Below are 20,141 nucleotides of genomic sequence, written 5' to 3' on the forward strand. Positions count from 1 at the left end.
GAGGCACTTTCTGCTACCGCCGGAAGCCAGTTCTTATGAGCCTAGTCGCTCTTGTCGGGCCCGCTACCCCGGTAGCCGGGGAGTGACAGGCCGCGGGCGATGGCGAAGGCGCGGAGCGTGAAGCCGGCGGAGACGCCGACGATGGTGGCCAGTGCCGGTGGGGCGCCGAGCATGATGGCGCCGACATAGACGGTCGCGCCGAGGGCGGCGGCGGAGATGTAGATTTCCGGGCCGAGCAGCGCCGAGGGCTCGCCGGCCAGCACGTCGCGGATGATGCCGCCGAAGCTGGCGGTGAGCACGCCCATCATGATGCTGGGCAGCGCTGGCAGGCCGAAGCTCAGCGCCTTGGCGGTGCCGACGACGGCATAGGCGGCCATGCCGATGGCATCGAACCATAGCAGCGCCGACATCCGCCAGCGATCGGCGCGGAGCAGCCAGACGAGGCCGGCGGCGAGCAGGCAGACGCCGAGATAGTCCGAGCGCCCGACCCAGAATACAGGGGCACCGATCAGCAGGTCACGCAGCGTGCCGCCGCCGACGCCGGTGATGACGGCGAAAAAGGCGAAGGTGACGATGGTCTGCTTGGCGCGTGCTGCCGCCAGCGCGCCGGAGACGGCGAAGACGCCGACGGCCGCCATGTTCAGCACCTGCAGCGCAGGGCGCGCCGCCGACATCGCCATTTCCGGATCGAGCGCCACAAGGCCTCCCTGAACGAAAGGCGGCCCGGCGGCCGCCCCCGCTACATATGGATGGGTTTGCCGGTGACCGCCATGGCCGCTTCCTTGAGCGCCTCCGGATGGGTGGGATGGGCGTGGCAGGTGAGCGCCAAGTCCTCGGAACTGGCGGCGAACTCCATCGCCAGTGCGGCTTCGGCGATCATCGTGCCGGCCATCGGGCCGATGATGTGGACGCCGAGAATACGGTCCGAGGTGGCGTCGGCGAGCACCTTGACGAAGCCCTCGCTGTCCCGGTTGGTCTTGGCGCGGCTGTTGGCGGCGAACAGGAACTTGCCGACCTTGTATTGGATGCCGGCGGTGGTCAGTTCTTCCTCGGTCTTGCCGACGGTCGCCACTTCCGGATCGGTATACACGACGGCGGGGATGACATCGCGGTTCACATGGCCGTTGAGGCCGGCGATGTTGTCGGCCGCGGCCATGCCTTCGTCCTCGGCCTTGTGGGCGAGCATCGGGCCTTCGACGACGTCACCGATCGCCCAGAGGCCGCGCACCGAGGTGCTGAAATCATGGTTGATCGGGATGCGGCCCTTTTCGAGGCTGAGGCCGGTGGCCTCGATGTTGAGCCCGTCGGTATTGGGGCGGCGGCCGGTGGAGAGCAGCACGATATCGGCCTCGATCTCCTCGGACGGGCCGCCGGCGACCGGCTCGACGGTGACGATGGCGCCCTTGCCTTCACGGCGGACGGCGGTGACCTTGGTGGCGGTGCGCAGCGTCATGCCCTGCTTGGTGAGGATCTTGGTGAAGGCGGCGCCGACTTCCTTGTCCATGGCGGGGACGATGCGGTCGGCGAATTCGACGACGGTGACCTTGGCGCCGAGGCGGCGCCAGACCGAGCCCATTTCCAGGCCGATATAGCCACCGCCGATGACGACGAGATGGCCGGGGACGGCAGGGAGCGCCAGCGCCTCGGTGCTGGTGACGATGAGCTCGCCGTCCGGGGTGATGCCGGGCAGGCTCATCGGCTCGGAGCCGGTGGCGATGATGATGTCCTTGGCAGTGATCGTCTGGTCGCCGATCTCGACGGTCGAGGCGTCCTTGAAGCGGGCCTCGCCCTTGAGCCAGGTGACCTTGTTCTTCTTGAACAGCATCTCGATGCCGCCGGTCAGCTCCTTGACCGCCTTATCCTTTTCGGCGAGCAGCGCCGGCAGGTCGAGGGTGACGCCCTGAATGGTGACGCCGAACTTGGCGAGCTTGCCGCTGCTGGCTTCCTCATAGAAGTGCGAGCCGTGGAGCAGCGCCTTGGAGGGAATGCAGCCGACATTGAGGCAGGTGCCGCCGAGCGTGGCGCGCTTCTCGACGCAGGCGACCTTGAGGCCGTGCTGGGCGGCGCGGATGGCAGCGACATAGCCGCCAGGGCCGGCGCCGATCACCAGCAGATCATAATCATGGGCCATGGGGATTTCCTCAGAGATCGACGAGCAGGCGGGCGGGATCTTCGATCGCCTCCTTGATGCGGAGCAGGAAGGTGACGGCCTCACGGCCATCGACGATGCGGTGATCGTAGCTCAGCGCCAGGTACATCATCGGGCGGATAACGATCTGGCCATCGCGGACCACCGGGCGGTCCTCGATCCGGTGCATGCCGAGCACGCCGGACTGCGGCGGATTGAGGATCGGGGTGGAGAGCAGCGAACCGAAGACACCACCGTTCGAGATGGTGAAATTGCCGCCCTGCAGTTCTTCGAGCTTGAGCTGGCCGGCCTGCGAGCGCGCGCCGAAATCGGCGATGGCCTTTTCGGTCTGGGCGAAGCTGAGCTTGTCGGCATTGCGCAGGATCGGCACGACGAGGCCGCCGGGCGAGGAGACGGCGATGCCGAGATCGGCATAATCCTTGTAGACGATCTCGTCGCCCTCGATGGTGGCGCCGACGCTCGGCACGTCCTTCAGCGCCAGCACACAGGCCTGGGCGAAGAAGCTCATGAAGCCGAGGCGGACGCCGTGCTTCTTCTCGAACAGGTCCTTGTAGCGGCTGCGGGTGGCCATGACCGCGCTCATGTCGACATCGTTGAACGTCGTCAGCATGGCGGCGGTGTTCTGCGCCTCCTTGAGGCGGCGGGCGATGGTCTGGCGCAGGCGGGTCATGCGGACGCGCTCTTCGCGGCGTTCGGCCGGGGCGGCTGCAGCGGCGGGCGCGGCCACGGATGCAACGGCGTTGCGGCGGGCGGTGCCGGCGTCGATGGCGGCGAGGACATCGCCCTTGGTCAGCCGGCCGTCCTTGCCGGTGCCGCTGATGCTGGCGGGATCGAGATCATAATCCTCGATAATCTTGCGGACCGCCGGGCCCATGGCATCGAGTGCCGTGCTGGCGGCGGGAGCCGGGGCCGGCGTCGGCGCGGGCGCCGGCGTTGGATCGGGTGCGGCCTTGGTTTCGGCGGCCGGCTCGGCTTTCGCCGGGGTGGCCTTGGAGGGGGCGGGGGCGTCGGCGGTCGCGCCGGCTTCGATCACGGCGATGCGGACGCCGACGAGGACGGTCTCGCCGGGCTCGGCGAGCTGCGCGGTGAGAACGCCGGCGACCGGCGACGGCACTTCGACGGCGACCTTGTCGGTCTCCAGGCTGATGATCGGCTCATCGGCGGCGACGGCGTCTCCGACCTGCTTGAGCCATTGGCCGACAGTCGCTTCGGTGATGGATTCCCCGAGTGCGGGGATGATGATGTCCTGGGCCATGGTTTATCCTGCGCTCTTGCTTGGCTTGAGTTGCTTGCGAATGGCCGCCGTGACTTCGGCGCGGCTGGCGCCAAGGGCCTCGGCGATCAGCTTGGCCTGCTCGGCATTGTGACGCCGCATCAGGCCGGTGGCGGTGGCGGCGGCGGCGGCGCGGCCGGCATAGAGCGGGCGGCGATCGAGCGCCGCCTCGATCAGCGGCTCGACGAAGGTCCAGGCACCGGCGTTCTTCGGCTCTTCCTGCGCCCAGACGATCTCCTCCAGATGGGGGAAGCGCGCCGCATAGGCGGCGACGGCATCGCCGGGGAACGGATAGAGCTGCTCGACGCGGAGCAGATAGACATCGTCGCGCGATTCCTTCTCACGGGCATCGAGCAGGTCATAATAGACTTTGCCGGTGCAGAGCACGAGGCGACGGATCTTGTCCGGATCGCAGGGGGCCAGATCGTCGAGGACGCGGTGGAAGCTGGTGCCGGCATCCATGTCGGCGAGGCTGGAGACCGCGCGCTTGTGGCGAAGCAGCGACTTCGGCGTGAAGATGATCAGCGGCTTGCGGAAGTCGCGGAGCATCTGGCGGCGGAGCAGGTGGAAATAGTTGCTCGGCGTGGTGGCGTTGGCGACCTGGATATTGTCCTCGGCGCAGGCGGTGAGGAACCGCTCCATGCGCGCCGAGCTGTGCTCCGGCCCCTGCCCTTCATAGCCATGCGGCAGCAGCATGACGAGGCCGTTGGCGCGCAGCCACTTGATCTCGCCGCTGGTGATGAACTGGTCGATGATGGTCTGGGCGCCGTTGACGAAATCACCGAACTGCGCCTCCCAGAGCACCAGGGTGCGCGGATCGGCGAGCGCATAGCCATATTCGAAGCCGAGGACGCCGAACTCCGACAACGGGCTGTCCAGCACCTCGAAGGCGCCGAGGCCCTTCAGCGGCACGCAGGGGGCGCCGGTCTTCTGGTCGGTCCATACGGCGTGACGCTGGCTGAAGGTGCCGCGGCCCGAATCCTGGCCGGACAGGCGGACGGCATTGCCGTCCCGCAGCAGCGAGCCGAAGGCGAGCGCCTCGGCGGTGGCCCAATCGAGGTTCTTGCCGGTCTCGATCATCTCGGCCTTGGCCTTGAGGATGCGCGACAGCGTCGGGTGGACGGCGACGCCGGCGGGGATGCGGGTGAGCACCTGGCCAATGGCGCGAAGCTCCGAGGTCGGCACGCCGGTCTGCGCGGCGCGGCGGCCGCTGATCGCTTCGGTCGGACGACCGAGGCCCGACCAGCGGCCCTCGAACCAGTCGGCTTTGTTGGCCTTGTAGGTGGCGGCGGTCTCGAAATCGGCTTCGAGCTTGGCGGTGTAGGCGGCGATCGCCTCGGGCAGGAAGCGCTCGTCGATGACGCCTTCCTTGAGCAGGCGATCGGCATAGAGCTCGCTGACCGGCGGGTGGTTGGCGATCTTGGCGTACATCAGCGGCTGGGTGAAGCTGGGCTCGTCACTCTCGTTGTGGCCGAAGCGGCGGTAGCACCACATGTCGATGACGACATCGCGCTTGAACTGCTGGCGGAATTCGGTGGCGACCTTGGTAGCGAAGGTGACGGCTTCCGGATCGTCGCCGTTGACGTGGAAGATCGGCGCCTGGACGATCTTGCCGACGTCGCTCGGATAGGGCGACGAGCGGGCGAATTGCGGGGCGGTGGTGAAGCCAACCTGGTTGTTGACGATGAAGTGCAGCGTGCCGCCGGTGTTATAGCCCTTGAGGCCGGAGAAGCCGAAGCATTCGGCGACGATGCCCTGGCCGGCGAAAGCGGCATCGCCGTGCAGCAGGACGGGCATGGCATGGCTGCGGGCGTCGTCGCCGGCCATGGTCTGGATGGCGCGGACCTTGCCGAGTACCACCGGATCGACGGCCTCGAGGTGCGACGGGTTCGGGACGAGGCTGAGATGGACCTGGTTGCCATCGAACTCGCGGTCGGTGGAGGCGCCGAGATGGTATTTGACGTCGCCGGAGCCGCCGACGTCGTCCGGATTGGCCGAGCCGCCGCCGAACTCATGGAAGATGACGCGGAACGGCTTCTGCATGACATTGCCGAGCATGTTCAGGCGGCCGCGATGCGGCATGCCGAAGACGATTTCGGTGATGCCCATCTGGCCGCCGACCTTGATGATCGACTCCATCGCCGGGATCATCGATTCACCGCCATCGAGGCCGAAGCGCTTGGTGCCGACATATTTGCGGCCGAGGAAGCGCTCCCACTGCTCGGCTTCGACGAGCTTGTTGAGGATGGCGCGCTTGCCGTTGTCGGTGAAGTGAATTTCCTTGTCGCGGCCCTCGATCTTCTCCTGGATGAAGCGGCGCTCCTCGACATCGTTGATGTGCATGTATTCCACACCGACGTTGCCGCAATAGTTGCGCTGGAGGATCTCGACGAGTTCGCGGACGGTGGCGGTCTCGAGGCCGAGGGCGCCGCCGATGTGGACCGGCCGATCGAGATCATGCTCGGTGAAGCCGTGATATTCGGGCGTCAGGTCGGCCGGGAGGGCGACCTTGGAGAGGCCGAGCGGATCGAGATTGGCGCCGAGATGGCCGCGGACCCGGAAGGTGCGGATCAGCATCTGGGCGTTGATGGCGTCCTTGGCGGCGCGGGCGATGTCGGCGGGCGAGGCGCCGGCGGCGGTGGCCTTTTCAACGGCGCGGCCGGCGGCCTTGGCCGGGAGCAGCATGTCGGAGGCATCGAGCGCCCGGGTCAGCGTGTCATCGGGCAGTGGCGGCCAATTGCTCCGCGCCCAGCTTGGCCCGGTCCGGTCTGCCACGGTCGGCAACACTGCCTCATCGCTCATTGTGCTTTTCCCAGCGCTTTTTTTCGGTGCGTCCGGCCTGATAGACCGGCTGCGCGTCCATGTCACCGCCGCCCGCGCATGGGAGCCATGCGCGGGCGGCGTAGCCTCAGCCCTTGAGGACCTCGGCCAGGGTTTCTCCCAGCAGCGACGGCGACGGCGACACGCGGATGCCGGCGGCCTCCATCGCGGCGATCTTCGATTCGGCATCGCCCTTGCCGCCCGAGACGATGGCACCGGCATGGCCCATGCGGCGGCCCGGAGGCGCGGTGCGGCCGGCGATGAAGCCGACCATCGGCTTCTTGCGGCCGCGCTTGGCCTCGTCGATCAGGAACTGCGCCGCCTGCTCCTCGGCGTCACCGCCGATCTCGCCGATCATGATGATCGAATGCGTCTCGGGATCGGCGAGGAACAGCTCGAGCACGTCGATGAAGTTGGTGCCGTTGACCGGATCGCCGCCGATGCCGACCGCCGTGGTCTGGCCGCGGCCGACCGCGGTGGTCTGATGGACGGCCTCATAGGTCAGCGTCCCGGAGCGGCTGACGACGCCGACCGAACCCTTGGCGAAGATGTTGCCGGGCATGATGCCGATCTTGCACTCGCCGGGCGTCAGCACGCCCGGGCAGTTGGGGCCGATGAGGCGGGTCTTGCTGCCGGTCAGCGCGCGCTTGACCTTGACCATGTCCAGCACCGGAATGCCCTCGGTGATGCAGATGACCAGCGGCATCTCGGCGTCGATCGCCTCGAGGATGGCATCGGCGGCGCCGGCGGGCGGGACATAGACGGCCGACGCGGTGGCGCCGGTGACCTCACGGGCCTCGGCGACGGTATCGAACACCGGCAGGCCGAGATGGGTCTGGCCGCCCTTGCCCGGGGCGGTGCCGCCGACGAGCTTGGTGCCATAGGCGATGGCGGATTCGGAATGGAAGGTGCCCTGCTTGCCGGTGAAGCCCTGGGTGATCACCTTGGTGGAGGCGTTGACGAGGATGCTCATGGTTACGCTGCCTTCTTCACTTCGGCGACGATCTTGGCCGCCGCATCCCCGAGATTGTCCGCCGAGATGATCGGCAGGCCGGAACCGGCAAGAATCTTCTTGCCCAGCTCGACATTGGTGCCTTCCAGCCGGACGACCAGCGGCACTGCGAGGTTCACTTCCTTCGCCGCGGCGATGATGCCCTCGGCGATGATGTCGCAGCGCATGATGCCGCCGAAGATGTTGACGAGGATGCCCTTCACCGCCGGGTCCTTGAGGATCAGCTTGAAGGCCGCGGTCACCTTCTCCTTGTCGGCGCCGCCGCCGACATCGAGGAAGTTGGCCGGCTCGGCACCGTTGAGCTTGATGATGTCCATCGTGGCCATGGCGAGGCCGGCGCCGTTGACCAGGCAGCCGATCGAGCCATCAAGCTTGATGAAAGCGAGGTCATATTCGCTGGCCTCGACCTCGGCCGGGTCTTCCTCGGTGAGATCGCGCAGCTCCATCAGGTCCTTGTGGCGATAGAGCGCGTTCGAATCGAAGCCGACCTTGGCATCGAGGACGAGCAGCTTGCCATCCTCGGTGACGGCCAGCGGGTTGATCTCCATCTGGCTGGCGTCGGTGCCGACAAAGGCGGCGTAGAGCTTCTCGGTGACCAGATGCGCCTGCTTGGCGAGATCGCCGGTAAGGCCCAGCGCCGCGGCGACGGCGCGGCCGTGGTGGGGCATGATGCCGGTGACCGGATCGATGGTGATGGTCTTGATCTTCTCGGGCGTGTCATGCGCCACGGTCTCGATGTCCATGCCGCCTTCGGTGCTGGCGACCAGCGCGATACGACCCGAGCCCCGGTCGACGAGCATGGCGAGGTAAAATTCCTTGGCGATGTCGACGCCGTCGGTGACGTAGAGGCGGTTGACCTGCTTGCCCTGCGGGCCGGTCTGGATGGTGACCAGCGTGTTGCCGAGCATGTCGGTGGCGGCGGCGCGGACTTCCTCGGCCGATTTGGCGAGGCGGACGCCGCCCTTGGCTTCCGGCGGCAGCTCGGTGAACTTGCCCTTGCCGCGGCCGCCGGCATGGATCTGCGCCTTGACGACATAGAGCGGCCCGGGGAGCTGGGAGGTGGCGGCGACGGCCTCCTCCACGGTCATTGCGGCGATGCCGGCGGGCACGGGCACGCCGAATTTGGCGAGCAGTTCCTTTGCCTGATACTCATGGATATTCATGCACTTGCCTCCATCGGCACCAGGCCGAGCTTCTCGAACAGCGTGTCATCACGATCACGCCCCGGATTGTTGGTGGTGAGCAGTCGCTCGCCGACGAAAATGGAATTGGCGCCAGCGAGGAAGCACAGAGCCTGGGCCTCGTCGCTCATCGCCTCGCGGCCGGCCGACAGGCGGACGACGGCGTTGGGCATAGTGATCCTTGCTACCGCCACGGTGCGGGCGAACTCGACGCCGTCAATGGCCGGCGCCCGGCCGCCGAGGATGGCGTCGCCAATCGGGGTGCCGGCGATGGGCACGAGGCCGTTGACCGGCACGCTGCCGGGATGCGGCACCATGGTGGCAAGGGTATGGATCAGGCCGACACGGTCGGTGCGGCTCTCGCCCATGCCGATGATGCCGCCGCAGCAGACCGAGATGCCGGCGTCGCGGACCCGGGCCAGCGTCTCCAGCCGGTCAGCCTGGTCACGGGTGGAGGCGACATCGTCATAATATTCGGGCGAGGTGTCGATATTGTGGTTGTAATAGTCGAGCCCGGCCTGCCCCAGCGCCTCGGCCTGGCTGCCGGACAACATGCCGAGCGTCATGCAGGTTTCGAGGCCGAGGGCGCGGACGCCGTGGACCATCTCGGCCAGTTGCGCCATGTCGCGGTCCCTGGGGCCGCGCCAGGCGGCGCCCATGCAGAAACGCGAGGCGCCGCTGGCCTTGGCGGCCGCGGCGGCGGCGACCACCTCGGTGACGGTCATCAGCTTGTCGGCCTTGATGCCGGTATGGTAGCGCGCCGCCTGCGCACAATAGCCGCAATCCTCGGGGCAGCCGCCGGTCTTGATCGACAGCAGCTGCGACTTCTGGACGGCATTGGCCGGGAACACCGCGCGGTGCACGCCCTGGGCCTGGAAGACGAGGTCGGCAAAGGGAAGATCGAACAGCGCGGCAATTTCCTGCCGCGTCCAGTCATGCCGCGCCGTAGTCATGGGCGCGGCCTGGCTCAACCAAGGCTCCCGTCGATAGCGCGGCAGGCGGTGAGCAATTCCTTCACCGCATCGACCGACTTGTCGAAATTGGCCTGGGCCTCTTCGCTCAGCGCGATTTCGACGATCCGCTCGACACCGCCGGCGCCGATCACGCAGGGCACGCCGACATAGAGATCGTTGACGCCATATTGGCCGGTGAGGTTCACCGCGCAAGGGATGACGCGCTTCTTGTCCTTGAGATAGGCCTCGGCCATCTCGATGCCGCTGGTGGCGGGCGCGTAGAAGGCGCTGCCGGTCTTGAGCAGGCCGACGATCTCGCCGCCGCCCGAGCGGGTGCGCTGGACGATGGCGTCGATGCGCTCCTGGGTCGACCAGCCCATCTTGATCAGGTCCGGGATCGGGATGCCGGCGACGGTGCTGTACTCGACGACGGGGACCATGGTGTCGCCGTGCCCGCCGAGGACGAAGGCGGTGACGTCCTTGACCGAGACCTTGAACTCATCGGCGAGGAAATGGCGGAAGCGCGCCGAATCGAGCACGCCGGCCATGCCGACGACCATGTGCTGCGGCAGGCCGGAGAATTCGCGCAGCGCCCAGACCATCGCATCGAGCGGGTTGGTGATGCAGATGACGAAGGCGCCCGGGGCGTTGGCCTTGATGCCCTCGCCGACGGCCTTCATCACCTTGAGGTTGATGCCGAGCAGGTCATCGCGGCTCATCCCCGGCTTGCGGGCGACGCCGGCGGTGACGATGATGACATCGGCATTGGCGATGTCGGCATAGTCATTGGTGCCCTTCAGGCCTGCGTCGAAGCCCTCGACCGGGCCGCACTGGGCGAGATCGAGCGCCTTGCCCTGGGGCACGCCCTCGACCACGTCGAACAGCACGACATCGCCGAGTTCCTTGGCAGCGGCCAGATGGGCCAGCGTGCCGCCGATGTTACCGGCTCCGATGAGTGCGATTTTTGCGCGTGCCATGGTCAACCCCGTCCTTCACTTGAGTCGTTTATGTCGCAGCCCGGATAGTCCCGCTGCCTCTGCTTCGCAACCGCACACGTGCATTTGTATCATGCGTTGCATGTCAGTTGTTGCCGTGGCCGAGCGCCAGATAGTCGAGGCTCTGCATTTCCATCAGCCGCGAGACGGTGCGCTCGAACTCGAAGACGCCGTCGCCTTCCGGATACAGCGCCGCCGGCTCGGCGTCGGCGGCGGCGATCAGCTTGACCTTCCATTCATAGAGCGCGTCGACCAGCGTGATGAAGCGCGTCGCCTCGTTGCGCTGGGCGGGGCTGAGCACCGGGACGCCGACGACCATCACCGTGTGATAGTGGCGGGCGACGGCGAGATAATCGGCAGCGCCGAGCGGCTGGCGGCAGAGCCGGCTGAACGAGAACACCGCGACGCCCTTCAGCGACTTGGGCACGAACAAGGTGCGGCCGCCACCGACGGCCAGCGTCTCGGTCGGCACGCGGGCGCGGTCCTCCACCGGATAGTCGGTCATCCGGAAGAAGGCATCGGCCATCCTGGCGCTCGCCTCGGGGCCATTGGGGACATACCAGACCGGGCGGCCGCCAAGGCGCGCCATCCGGTAATCGGTGGGGCCATCGAGGGCCAGCACGTCGCACTGGCCCTTGAGGCGGGCGATGAAGGGCAGGAAGAGCTGGCGGTTGAGGCCGTTCTTGTAGAGATCGTCGGGCGGGCGATTGCTGGTGGCGATGATCGTCACCCCGGCGGCGAACAGGCCTTCGAACAGCCGGGCGAGGATGGCGGCGTCGGCGATGTCCTTGACCTGCATCTCGTCGAAGGCCAGCAGCCGGGCGCCGGCGGCGACCTCGGCGGCGACGGTCGCCATCGGATCATGGCCGCCCCGGCCCCGCTCGGCGTGCAGCCGCTCGTGCATCTCCAGCATGAACTCGTGGAAATGGACGCGGCGCTTGGGGGCAACCTGCACATGGTCGAAGAACAGGTCCATCAGCATCGACTTGCCGCGGCCGACACCGCCCCAGAGATAAAGGCCACGCACGGCGGCCGGCTTCTCGCCCTTCAGCCGGGCGAAGAAGCCGGGCTTTTCGGGCGGCTTTTCGAGGGCGGCGGCGAGGCCCGCCAATCGGTTGACGACGGCAGCCTGGGCCGGATCGTGGCGCAGCTCGCCGCGTGCGAGCAATTCGCCATAGGCCGCAGCGACACCGGTCATTGCGTATCGACGTTGTCGGCTAGCCGGGGCTGTTTGGGGATCTTGCGCAGCGTGCCGGTGAAGCTGGCGATATTGGCATCGTTCTGGCGCACGAGGCCACGGACGAAGACCATCTTGCCGGTTTCCTTCAGCACCTCGCCGGTGACTTCCAGCGGCGGGCCGACGATGCCGGCGCCGAGGAAGTCGGTCGCGCAGGACAGAGTGACGGCCGAGCTGGTTTCGAGCTGGCGGTGAATGATGCCGAACATCGCCACATCGATGAACGACATGATGAAGCCACCGTGCAGATAGCCGAGAACATTGGTGTGGCGGCGCTCGGTCTCGATGCGGATCTGGACGGTGCTGTCGGGACGCTCGCGCATGTGGAGGTCGCCGAGCACGGTGCCGAAGCGGCCATCGGTGTCACGGGCCCAATATTGCCAGCCGGCGAGGGGGCCGGTCTCGATGGGGTCGATTGCCATGGGCGGGGATTAGGGGGGGGCCGGCCAGGGAGCAAGGGAGAAAAGGCAGGGCCGCGGCGAAGCCGCGGCTGGCGTCGGACGGGTTTGGTCCGCGTGGCGGACCGCCCCGCCGGCCGGGAGCTTGCCGAGTCTGTCGATAGCTTCGCTATCGTCAGCCGGCGCGCTCCAGCATCATGATCTTGATCTCGGCGATTGCCTTGGCCGGATTGAGCCCCTTTGGGCAGACATTCGAGCAGTTCATGATCGTGTGGCAGCGATAGAGGCGGAACGGGTCCTCCAGCGCGTCGAGCCGCTCGCCGGTCATCTCGTCGCGGCTGTCGGCGAGCCAGCGATAGGCCTGAAGCAGGATGGCGGGGCCGAGGAACTTGTCGGAGTTCCACCAGTAGCTCGGGCAGGCGGTGGAGCAGCAGGCGCAGAGGATGCACTCGTAGAGGCCATCAAGCTTGCCGCGGTCCTCGACCGACTGGAGCCGCTCCTCGCCGCTGGGGGCGGGGGTGACGGTCTGCAGCCAGGGCTTGATCGAGGCATATTGAGCGTAGAAATGCTTGAAATCGGGGACAAGGTCCTTGACCACCTCCATGTGCGGCAGCGGGGTGATGCGTACCTCGCCCTTGATGTCCTCGATCGCCTGGGTGCAGGCCAGCGTGTTGGTGCCATCGATGTTCATCGAGCAGGAGCCGCAGATGCCCTCGCGGCACGAGCGGCGGAAGGTCAGCGTGCTGTCGACCTCGGCCTTGATCTTGATCAGCGCGTCGAGGATCATCGGGCCGGTGTCGTCGAGATCCAGCTCATAGGTGTCGTAGCGCGGGTTGGCGCCGTCATCGGGGTTCCAGCGGTAGATCTTGAAGGCGCGCACATTGCTGGCGCCCGCCGGCGCGGGGTACCGCTTGCCGGCGCTGGAGATCTTGCTGTTAGCGGGGAGAGAAAATTCAGCCATTTCAGCTACCTTCAGTAAACCCGGGCCTTGGGCTTGATGTATTCGATCTCGTCGGTGAGCGTGTAGGTGTGGACCGGGCGCCGGGCCAGCTCTACCGCGCCGTCACGGAACCAGCCGAGCGAATGGTTCATGAAATTGACGTCGTCGCGCTTGGGGAAATCCTCGTGCATATGGGCGCCGCGGCTCTCGTGCCGGGTCTTGGCCATGTGCATGGTCAGCACGGCCTGGCCGATCATGTTGTCCAGCTCCAGCGTCTCGATCAGGTCGGTGTTGAAGATCAGGCTGCGGTCGGCGATCCCGATGTCGGCCATGCGCTGGTAGACGGCGTCGATCTTGCGGGTACCCTCGTCGAGGATCTCCGAGGTGCGGAACACTGCGGCATTGGCCTGCATGGTCTTCTGCATGGCGAGACGGACTTCCGAGGTCGGGGAACCGCCCTTGGCGTGGCGGAAGCCATCGAGCCGGCCGAGCGCCATGTCGGCGCTGGACTTGTTCATTGGCGGGTGGGCGGTGCCCGGCTTGAGCGTCTCGCCGATGCGGTGGGCGGTGGCGCGGCCGAAGACGACGAGATCGATCAGGCTGTTCGAACCGAGGCGGTTGGCACCGTGGACCGAGACGCAGGCCGCCTCGCCGACGGCGAACAGGCCGGGGACGACGGCATCGGGATCACCGTCCTTCAGCGTCACGACCTCGCCGTGATAATTGGTCGGGATGCCGCCCATGTTGTAGTGGACGGTCGGCGTCACCGGAATCGGCTCGCGGGTGACGTCGACACCGGCGAAGATCTTGGCGGTCTCGGAGATGCCGGGCAGCCGTTCGTGCAGAACGGCGGGATCGATGTGGTTGAGGTGGAGGAAGATATGGTCGCCTTCCTTGCCGACGCCCCTGCCCTCGCGGATTTCCATCGCCATCGAGCGGCTGACGACGTCGCGGCTGGCGAGGTCCTTGGCCGAGGGGGCGTAGCGCTCCATGAAGCGCTCGCCCTGCGAATTGGTCAGGTAGCCGCCCTCGCCGCGCGCGCCTTCGGTGATCAGCACGCCGGCGCCATAGATGCCGGTCGGGTGGAACTGGACGAATTCCATGTCCTGCATGGCCACGCCGGCGCGGATCGCCATGCCGCCGCCGTCACCGGTGCTGGTATGGGCGCTGGTGGCGGAGAAATAGCAGCGGCCGTAGCCGCCGGTGGCGAGCACGGTCTTGTGGCTGCGGAAGCGGTGGATGCTGCCATCGTCCATGTTGATGGCGATGACGCCGCGGCACTCGCCGTCGACCATAATCAGGTCGATGGCGAAATATTCGATATAGAAGTCGGTCGCGTACTTCAGGCTCTGCTGGTACAGCGCGTGCAGCATGGCGTGGCCGGTGCGGTCGGCGGCGGCGCAGGTGCGCTGGGCCGGGGGGCCTTCGCCCATGTTCTGCATCATGCCGCCGAACGGGCGCTGGTAGATGCGGCCGGCCTCGGTGCGGCTGAACGGCACGCCGAAATGCTCGAGCTCATAGACGGCGGCAGGCGCCTCGCGGCACAGATATTCGATGGCGTCCTGGTCGCCGAGCCAGTCCGAGCCCTTGACGGTGTCGAACATGTGCCAGGTCCATGGTCCGGGCCCATGTTGCCGAGGGCCGCTGCAATGCCACCTTGCGCGGCGACGGTGTGGGAGCGGGTGGGGAAGACCTTGGTGATGCAGGCGGTCTTCAGACCGGCCTCGGCGATGCCCATCGCGGCGCGCAGCCCGGACCCGCCGGCACCGACAACGACGGCATCATAGACATGATCGATGATCTGATAGGCTTCGGGCATCAGGCGGCTCCAAGGGCGATCTTGAGCACGGCGAACACGGCGGCTGCCGCGCCCGCCAGCGTGTAGAAATTGAGTGCGAGCATGGCCAGCACGCGCGAGGCACCGTGGAGATAATCCTCCAGCAGCACCTGGACGCCCAGACGCAGATGCCAGAACACCGAGACGATGAAGAGCAGCATCGGCACCGCAGCGACAGGCTGCCGCAGCCAAAGGGTGACGCTGGCGTAATCGAGGCTCGGCAGGCGGACGAGGCTGCCGATGAACCACAGCACCAGGACGATGTTGCTCACCGCCGTGATGCGCTGCAGCCACCAGTGATGGACGCCGTCCTTGGCGGCACCGAGGCCGCGTACCCGGCCCAGCGATGTTCCCGTACCCATGTCAGAGCCCCTTGGTCATCAGGATCACCGCCCAGGTCAGCGCGGTGAGCGCCACCGAGGCAACCATGGTCATGGAGGCGAACGTCTTGCTGACGCCGATCTCCAGCGCCTGGCCGGTGTCCATCACCAGATGGCGGATGCCGCTCATCATGTGCTGGAAGAAGACCCAGGTGAAGCCGACGCCGACGAGGATGCCGAACCAGCCGGTCGCCACCTGCATGAACAGCGCATAGGCCTCCGGGCCGGTGGCGGCGGCGACCAGCCACCAGAGGAACAACAGCACCGCGCCGAACGCCATCGCGCTGCCGGTGGCGCGGTGGAGGATCGAGACGGTCATGTGCACCCGCCACTTCCAGATGCTCAGATGCGGCGACATCGGTCGCGGCGCGATGGGTCGGCCAGCCATGTTTTTTCCTTGCTCCTGCCCGTTGCCGGGGTCGTGTTCGCGGCCCTATCTACGCCATAAGCCGTCAAGCACAACCGTCATGATGCGGCAAGTGCGAACAGTTTCAGTCGCTGGCGAGGCGAGCATAGCCGAGTTCGTCCTGCCAGGAGGCACCGTCCCACCAGCTCTGGCGGTAGTGCGCTTCCTGGCGAAAGCCGAGATGGCCGAGCAGGCGCTGGGCGGCGAGATTGCGGATATCGGTGATCGCGGCGACGCGGCGCAGGCCCTGGCCGAATAGCCGCTCGAGCAGCGCCGCGCCGGCCTCCATGGCCAGCCCCTGCCCGCGCCATGCCGGCATCATCGCGAAGCCGAGCATCGCCTGCCCCGGACCCGGATCTTCGAAAGCGACGCCAAAATCGCCGACAAGCTCGCCATTTGCCGCCAGCAGCGCGAACTGCTGCCAGCCGGGCGCCATCAACGACGGGCGGCGCTGCATCGCCTGCACCTGGGCGACGCTCTGTGCCAGCGTCCGTGTCTGCGGATCGAAGGGCATGGCGCTGCGGCACGCATGCCAGGCCGGCGCATCGGCGAGCCGAAGCGGGCGGATGAGGAGGCGGGGCGTGCGCAACCACCAGTCTTGAATGGGAATGCCGGCGGGGCTATCGGCCAGCGCTGAAACGGAATGGGGCATGGGCGTCGGCCTGTTCGATAGGGCCGGTTATCGGCGTGTCCGCTGGTCCTTAGGCGCATCGGGCATGGTTGGCAAAATTGCAGTCTGCCACACCGGGTGTGGCTATTGTGCCGCACTGGCCGGGACAAGTTTTCCGGCTAAGGCGCCGTTACACATCTTGCCCTTTCCGAACCAGGGCAGGGAGTTCATAGTTTTTAAAAGAGATCGCTTGCATAAGAACTTCTGATCATTGGACTTGGGAGGAATAAAGTGATGCGTAATACTTATCGCCTTCCGCTTCTTCGACTGGCCCTGATGGCTGGCGCCAGTATCGCTGCCAGTGCCGCGATGGCGCAGGACACGGCCAGCGTGGAGGCAGCCGATGATCTGATCATCGTGACCGCCAGCAAGCGGACGGCGACGCTGATCGACACGCCGATTTCGGTGTCTGTGTCCTCCCGGGCACAGATTGAGCAATCACAGATCCGCGATGCGCTCGATCTGCAGACTCTGGTGCCGTCGCTGCGCGTGAACCAGCTCCAGGCCACCGCGCAGACCAACTTCAGCATCCGTGGCTTCGGCAACGGCGCCGGCAACATCGGCATCGAGCCTTCCGTCGGCGTGTTCATCGACGGTGTCTATCGCTCGCGGTCCGCCGCCCAGATCGGCGACCTGCCGGCGCTGGAGCGCGTGGAAGTATTGCGCGGGCCGCAATCGACGCTGTTCGGCAAGAATGCCTCGGCCGGCATCATCTCGATCGTCACCGCCGAACCGCAGTTCACCCTCGGGGGCACGGCCGAAGTCTCCTACGGGAACTTCGACGCCATCGTTGCGCGGGCGAATATCACCGGTCCGATCTCGGACACCATCGCCGTGAGCCTTGGCGGCAACATCAACAAGCGCGACGGCTATGCCTTCGATGCCAACCTCAACGACGATGTGAGCAATCGCAACCGCTGGGGCGTGCGCGGCCAGATATTGTTCAAGCCGTCGGAAAGCTTCAAGGCGCGGCTGATCGCCGATTACGACAAGATCGACGAAAATTGCTGCGCGACCGCGAACATTTTCAATGGGCCGACCGGGGCGGCCGTGGCCGCGCTGGGCGGACGCTTCGATGCAGCAGACCCCTTCTCGTTCCGCGTGTTCAACAACCGGCCATCGACCAACCTGATCGAGAATTACGGCGTCTCGCTGCAGACCGATCTCGCCGCCGGCGATTTCGATATCACAACGATCAGCGCCTATCGCGCCGTGCAGTCCGATACCAACCAGGATTCGGATTTCACCAGCGCCGAGCTGCTCGCATCCAACCGCGGCCTGGTCGAGATCGATACCTACACGTTCGAGGCGCGGATCGCCTCGAATTTTGACGGCATCTTCAACTTCCTGCTTGGCGGCTATTATTTCCACGAGGACATCAAGCACACCAACGACGTGAAGGTCGGTCGGGATTTCCGCAATTATATCAATCTGTTGTCCGGCGGCGGTTATTCGCAGGCCGAAGCGGCGCTCGGCTTTCCGGCAGGTACCTTCGGCGCCGCTGGCCAGGGGCTGGTCGACACCTGGGACTACAAGAACCGCGCCATTTCGGTTTTCGGCGAGGTGAACATCACCCCGACCGACCAGCTGACCCTGACCGGCGGTTTCAACTACACGCGCGATCGCAAGGATGTCGTAGGCAGCGGGGTATCGACCGACATATTCTCGTCGCTCGATCTTGTTGCCATCGGCGGCCAGCTGCTGGCCCAGCAGGGCGCCCCACCTTCCCAGATCCCGGCGCTGGCACAAAATCCGCAGTTCAATCCGCTGCTGGCGCTTCGGGAACTGCAGTTTCTGCCGCCGTTCCTCGGCTTTCCCAATGCGGTGGAGGACGGGCGGTCGCGGGACAATGATCTCAGCTACACCGCACGGATCAGCTACAAGTTCGATGACCGCATCACCGGCTATCTGACCTATGCGACCGGGTTCAAGGCGTCGTCCTGGAACCTGTCTCGCGACAGCCGGCCGCTGCCCTCCGACTTCATTCCCGGCTCGCCGATCACCAATCCGGCGGCATCGCCGATCCGCAGCGCCGGCCTGGCACTGCCCAACCTCACCACCGGCAGCCGCTTTGCCGGGCCGGAGAATGCCGAGCTGTTCGAGGCGGGGCTAAAGGGGCAGTTCGACGGGTTCGCGTTCACGCTCGCGGTGTTCAAGCAAGCGTTGCGCGGCTTCCAGGGGACGGTGTTTACCGGCTCCGGTTTTATTCTGGGCAACGCCGACAAGCAGTCCACCTTCGGCTTCGAGCTGGACACCAGCTTGACGCCGATCCGCGACCTGAACGTGACCGCCAGCCTGACCTATTTGCGGCCGAAGTTCGACAGCTACCCCGATGGGTCGGCACTGGGTCCGGACTTCGTGATACGGCCGGCCGACCTGAGCGGAGAGCGGGTTGCCGGTGTGCCGGAATTCTCGATCGCCGTTGGCAGCACCTACACGCAGCGGCTGACCGACAGCGCGCGGCTGGTCTGGCATGCGGACTTCGCGCTGCAAAGTCCGGTCGGCCTCCTCGACGGGCGACCTGATGTCACCCGCGAGGTCGAATCGCTGAACGCCTCGCTGACGCTGGCGCTGGGCGACCATGTCGAAATTTCCGCATGGGGACGTAACCTCACCAACGCACAGTTTCTGTATGCGATCTTCCCCACCACCATCCAGACGGGCAGCCTGTCCGGCTATGCCAGCATGCCGCGGACCTATGGCGGGCTGGTGCGCTACCGCTTCTGATCCGGCGGCGGGCATTGCCTATGCGGCGGTGCCCGCCTAATCCCGGCCGATGAGCGGCTTTGTCCTGACCCTGTCCTGCACCCGCGCCGAGGCAGAGGCGCTGCCCGAGAGCGGCGAAATTTTTCCTGACCTCAGCGACCCGCCGACGCTGCTGGTCGACGAGCCCGATCCGCACCGGCCGGACGACTGGGTGCTCAGCGCCTATTTCGACAGCGAACCGTCGGATGCGCTGGTGGCGCGGGTGCGGGCGCTGGCGCCCTCGGCGACCGCGCACAGCCTCGAACCGCTGCCGGACAATGACTGGCTGACGCTGAGCCAGCGCGACCTCGAGCCGGTGCGGGCCGGGCGCTTCATCGCCCATACCGCTGCCCATGCCGGTGCGGTGCGGCCCGGCGACATTGCCATTGCCGTGGAGGCCGGGCTGGCCTTCGGTACCGGGCAGCACATGACGACCCATGGCTGCCTGCAGGCGCTGGCGGCACTGGCGCGGCAGCGACAATTCCGGAATATCATCGATCTGGGGACGGGCACGGGGATATTGGCGATCGCGGCAGCCCGGCGTTGGCCGCGGGCGCGAGTGACCGCCTCAGACATCGATCCGCTGGCGGTCGCGGTGGCGCAGGACAATGCCCGGCGCAACCGCATTGCACCGGGGGGGATCATTATGGTGACGGCAGCAGGGATGCGACACCGGCTTATCGAACAGCGGGCGCCCTATGATCTGATGCTGGCCAATATTCTGGCGGGGCCTTTGATTGCCATGGCGCGGCCGGTTTCGGCGGGGCTGGCGCCCGGCGGCATGCTGGTGCTGGCCGGGCTCTTGTCTTCACAGGCGGCGGCGGTGCGCCGGGCCTATCGGCTGCACGGGCTGGTGCCGGCAGCTTTAGGGCCGCGTCAGTCGTTCCGGGCGGAATGGCCCTGTCTGGTGCTGACGCGGCCTGTCTGAGCGTCGATCACGCGGTGTAGGCGTGGAACAGACGGCTGTCGGTGTTGATCAGCTGCAGGCGAACGCGGGTCTTACGCGGCGCCGGGCGGCGGATTTCGGCCGTGGCGGGAGCCTGGATTTCCGGCTCGAAGCCCTGGTGGGCGATCTTCATGGTTACTCTCCTGTTTGTCCCGGGAGGAAATGCCTACCGGTGTACTGGAGATAGTATTATCCTTGG

At 66.5% G+C, this 20,141-nt stretch carries 17 protein-coding genes and 1 pseudogene; 2 read left to right on the forward strand and 16 right to left on the reverse strand.

Translation table 11 applies throughout. The features are described from left to right. Nucleotides 1–41: 41 nt before the first annotated feature. From ACTIFJ_RS01800 to ACTIFJ_RS01870, 15 genes and pseudogenes are all read right to left on the reverse strand, one after another. Nucleotides 42–680, reverse strand: a complete 639-nt coding sequence (locus ACTIFJ_RS01800; protein WP_439532420.1) for a trimeric intracellular cation channel family protein — start codon at nt 678–680, stop codon at nt 42–44. Between the two features lie 59 nt (nt 681–739). Beyond that, nucleotides 740–2,131 (reverse strand): dihydrolipoyl dehydrogenase, encoded by a 1,392-nt coding sequence (gene lpdA, locus ACTIFJ_RS01805; protein WP_439532369.1) that lies wholly within the window; start codon nt 2,129–2,131, stop codon nt 740–742. Nucleotides 2,132–2,141: 10 nt separating this feature from the next. Then, nucleotides 2,142–3,404 (reverse strand): 2-oxoglutarate dehydrogenase complex dihydrolipoyllysine-residue succinyltransferase, encoded by a 1,263-nt coding sequence (odhB, locus tag ACTIFJ_RS01810; RefSeq protein ID WP_439532370.1) that lies wholly within the window; start codon nt 3,402–3,404, stop codon nt 2,142–2,144. A 3-nt stretch (nt 3,405–3,407) separates the two neighbouring features. After that, nucleotides 3,408–6,224 carry a 2-oxoglutarate dehydrogenase E1 component gene (locus ACTIFJ_RS01815; RefSeq protein ID WP_439532371.1) on the reverse strand — a complete coding sequence of 939 codons (2,817 nt, stop codon included), beginning with the start codon at nt 6,222–6,224 and terminating at the stop codon, nt 3,408–3,410. A 106-nt stretch (nt 6,225–6,330) separates the two neighbouring features. Then, nucleotides 6,331–7,215: a succinate--CoA ligase subunit alpha gene (gene sucD, locus ACTIFJ_RS01820; protein ID WP_439532372.1), complete on the reverse strand. Its 885-nt coding sequence runs from the start codon at nt 7,213–7,215 to the stop codon at nt 6,331–6,333. Nucleotides 7,216–7,217: 2 nt separating this feature from the next. After that, nucleotides 7,218–8,417, reverse strand: a complete 1,200-nt coding sequence (gene sucC / locus ACTIFJ_RS01825) for an ADP-forming succinate--CoA ligase subunit beta (RefSeq protein ID WP_439532373.1) — start codon at nt 8,415–8,417, stop codon at nt 7,218–7,220. Continuing rightward, nucleotides 8,414–9,388 carry a biotin synthase BioB gene (bioB, locus tag ACTIFJ_RS01830; RefSeq protein WP_439532374.1) on the reverse strand — a complete coding sequence of 325 codons (975 nt, stop codon included), beginning with the start codon at nt 9,386–9,388 and terminating at the stop codon, nt 8,414–8,416. The genes sucC and bioB overlap by 4 nt, the downstream gene beginning before the upstream one ends. Before the next feature lie 14 nt (nt 9,389–9,402). Then, a complete protein-coding gene (mdh, locus tag ACTIFJ_RS01835) occupies nt 9,403–10,365 on the reverse strand; it encodes a malate dehydrogenase (RefSeq protein ID WP_439532375.1) in 963 nt (320 codons plus the stop codon). 103 nt (nt 10,366–10,468) lie between these two features. Further along, a complete protein-coding gene (gene zapE / locus ACTIFJ_RS01840; protein ID WP_439532376.1) occupies nt 10,469–11,581 on the reverse strand; it encodes a cell division protein ZapE in 1,113 nt (370 codons plus the stop codon). Further along, entirely contained in the window at nt 11,578–12,042 is a 465-nt protein-coding gene (locus ACTIFJ_RS01845) for a PaaI family thioesterase (protein ID WP_439532377.1), read from the reverse strand. Before ACTIFJ_RS01845 ends, zapE begins: the two co-directional genes overlap by 4 nt. 151 nt (nt 12,043–12,193) lie before the next feature. Continuing rightward, on the reverse strand, nt 12,194–12,979 hold the full coding sequence (locus tag ACTIFJ_RS01850; RefSeq protein WP_439532378.1) for a succinate dehydrogenase iron-sulfur subunit: 786 nt from the start codon (nt 12,977–12,979) through the stop codon (nt 12,194–12,196). An 11-nt stretch (nt 12,980–12,990) separates the two neighbouring features. After that, nucleotides 12,991–14,777 (reverse strand): annotated as a pseudogene (sdhA, locus tag ACTIFJ_RS01855) (succinate dehydrogenase flavoprotein subunit). Further along, the gene (sdhD, locus tag ACTIFJ_RS01860; RefSeq protein WP_439532379.1) at nt 14,777–15,157 is read right to left on the reverse strand and encodes a succinate dehydrogenase, hydrophobic membrane anchor protein; all 381 of its coding nucleotides are present in this window, start codon (nt 15,155–15,157) and stop codon (nt 14,777–14,779) included. The pseudogene sdhA and the gene sdhD overlap by 1 nt, the downstream one beginning before the upstream one ends. Nucleotide 15,158: 1 nt before the next feature. After that, nucleotides 15,159–15,563: a succinate dehydrogenase, cytochrome b556 subunit gene (gene sdhC / locus ACTIFJ_RS01865; protein ID WP_439532380.1), complete on the reverse strand. Its 405-nt coding sequence runs from the start codon at nt 15,561–15,563 to the stop codon at nt 15,159–15,161. A 103-nt stretch (nt 15,564–15,666) separates the two neighbouring features. Beyond that, nucleotides 15,667–16,233 (reverse strand): GNAT family N-acetyltransferase, encoded by a 567-nt coding sequence (locus ACTIFJ_RS01870; protein ID WP_439532381.1) that lies wholly within the window; start codon nt 16,231–16,233, stop codon nt 15,667–15,669. 294 nt (nt 16,234–16,527) lie between these two features. On the opposite strand from ACTIFJ_RS01870, the gene ACTIFJ_RS01875 reads away from it, so the two are divergent. Then, entirely contained in the window at nt 16,528–18,978 is a 2,451-nt protein-coding gene (locus tag ACTIFJ_RS01875; RefSeq protein ID WP_439532382.1) for a TonB-dependent receptor, read from the forward strand. A gap of 49 nt (nt 18,979–19,027) precedes the next feature. Further along, on the forward strand, nt 19,028–19,924 hold the full coding sequence (locus ACTIFJ_RS01880) for a 50S ribosomal protein L11 methyltransferase (RefSeq protein ID WP_439532383.1): 897 nt from the start codon (nt 19,028–19,030) through the stop codon (nt 19,922–19,924). A gap of 7 nt (nt 19,925–19,931) precedes the next feature. Here the strand turns inward: ACTIFJ_RS01880 and ACTIFJ_RS01885 are convergent, their stop codons facing one another. Next, nucleotides 19,932–20,075, reverse strand: a complete 144-nt coding sequence (locus ACTIFJ_RS01885; RefSeq protein WP_439532384.1) for a hypothetical protein — start codon at nt 20,073–20,075, stop codon at nt 19,932–19,934. Nucleotides 20,076–20,141: the final 66 nt, after the last annotated feature.

This window comes from Polymorphobacter sp. (genome assembly GCF_051860865.1).
Lineage (GTDB): Bacteria > Pseudomonadota > Alphaproteobacteria > Sphingomonadales > Sphingomonadaceae > Sandarakinorhabdus.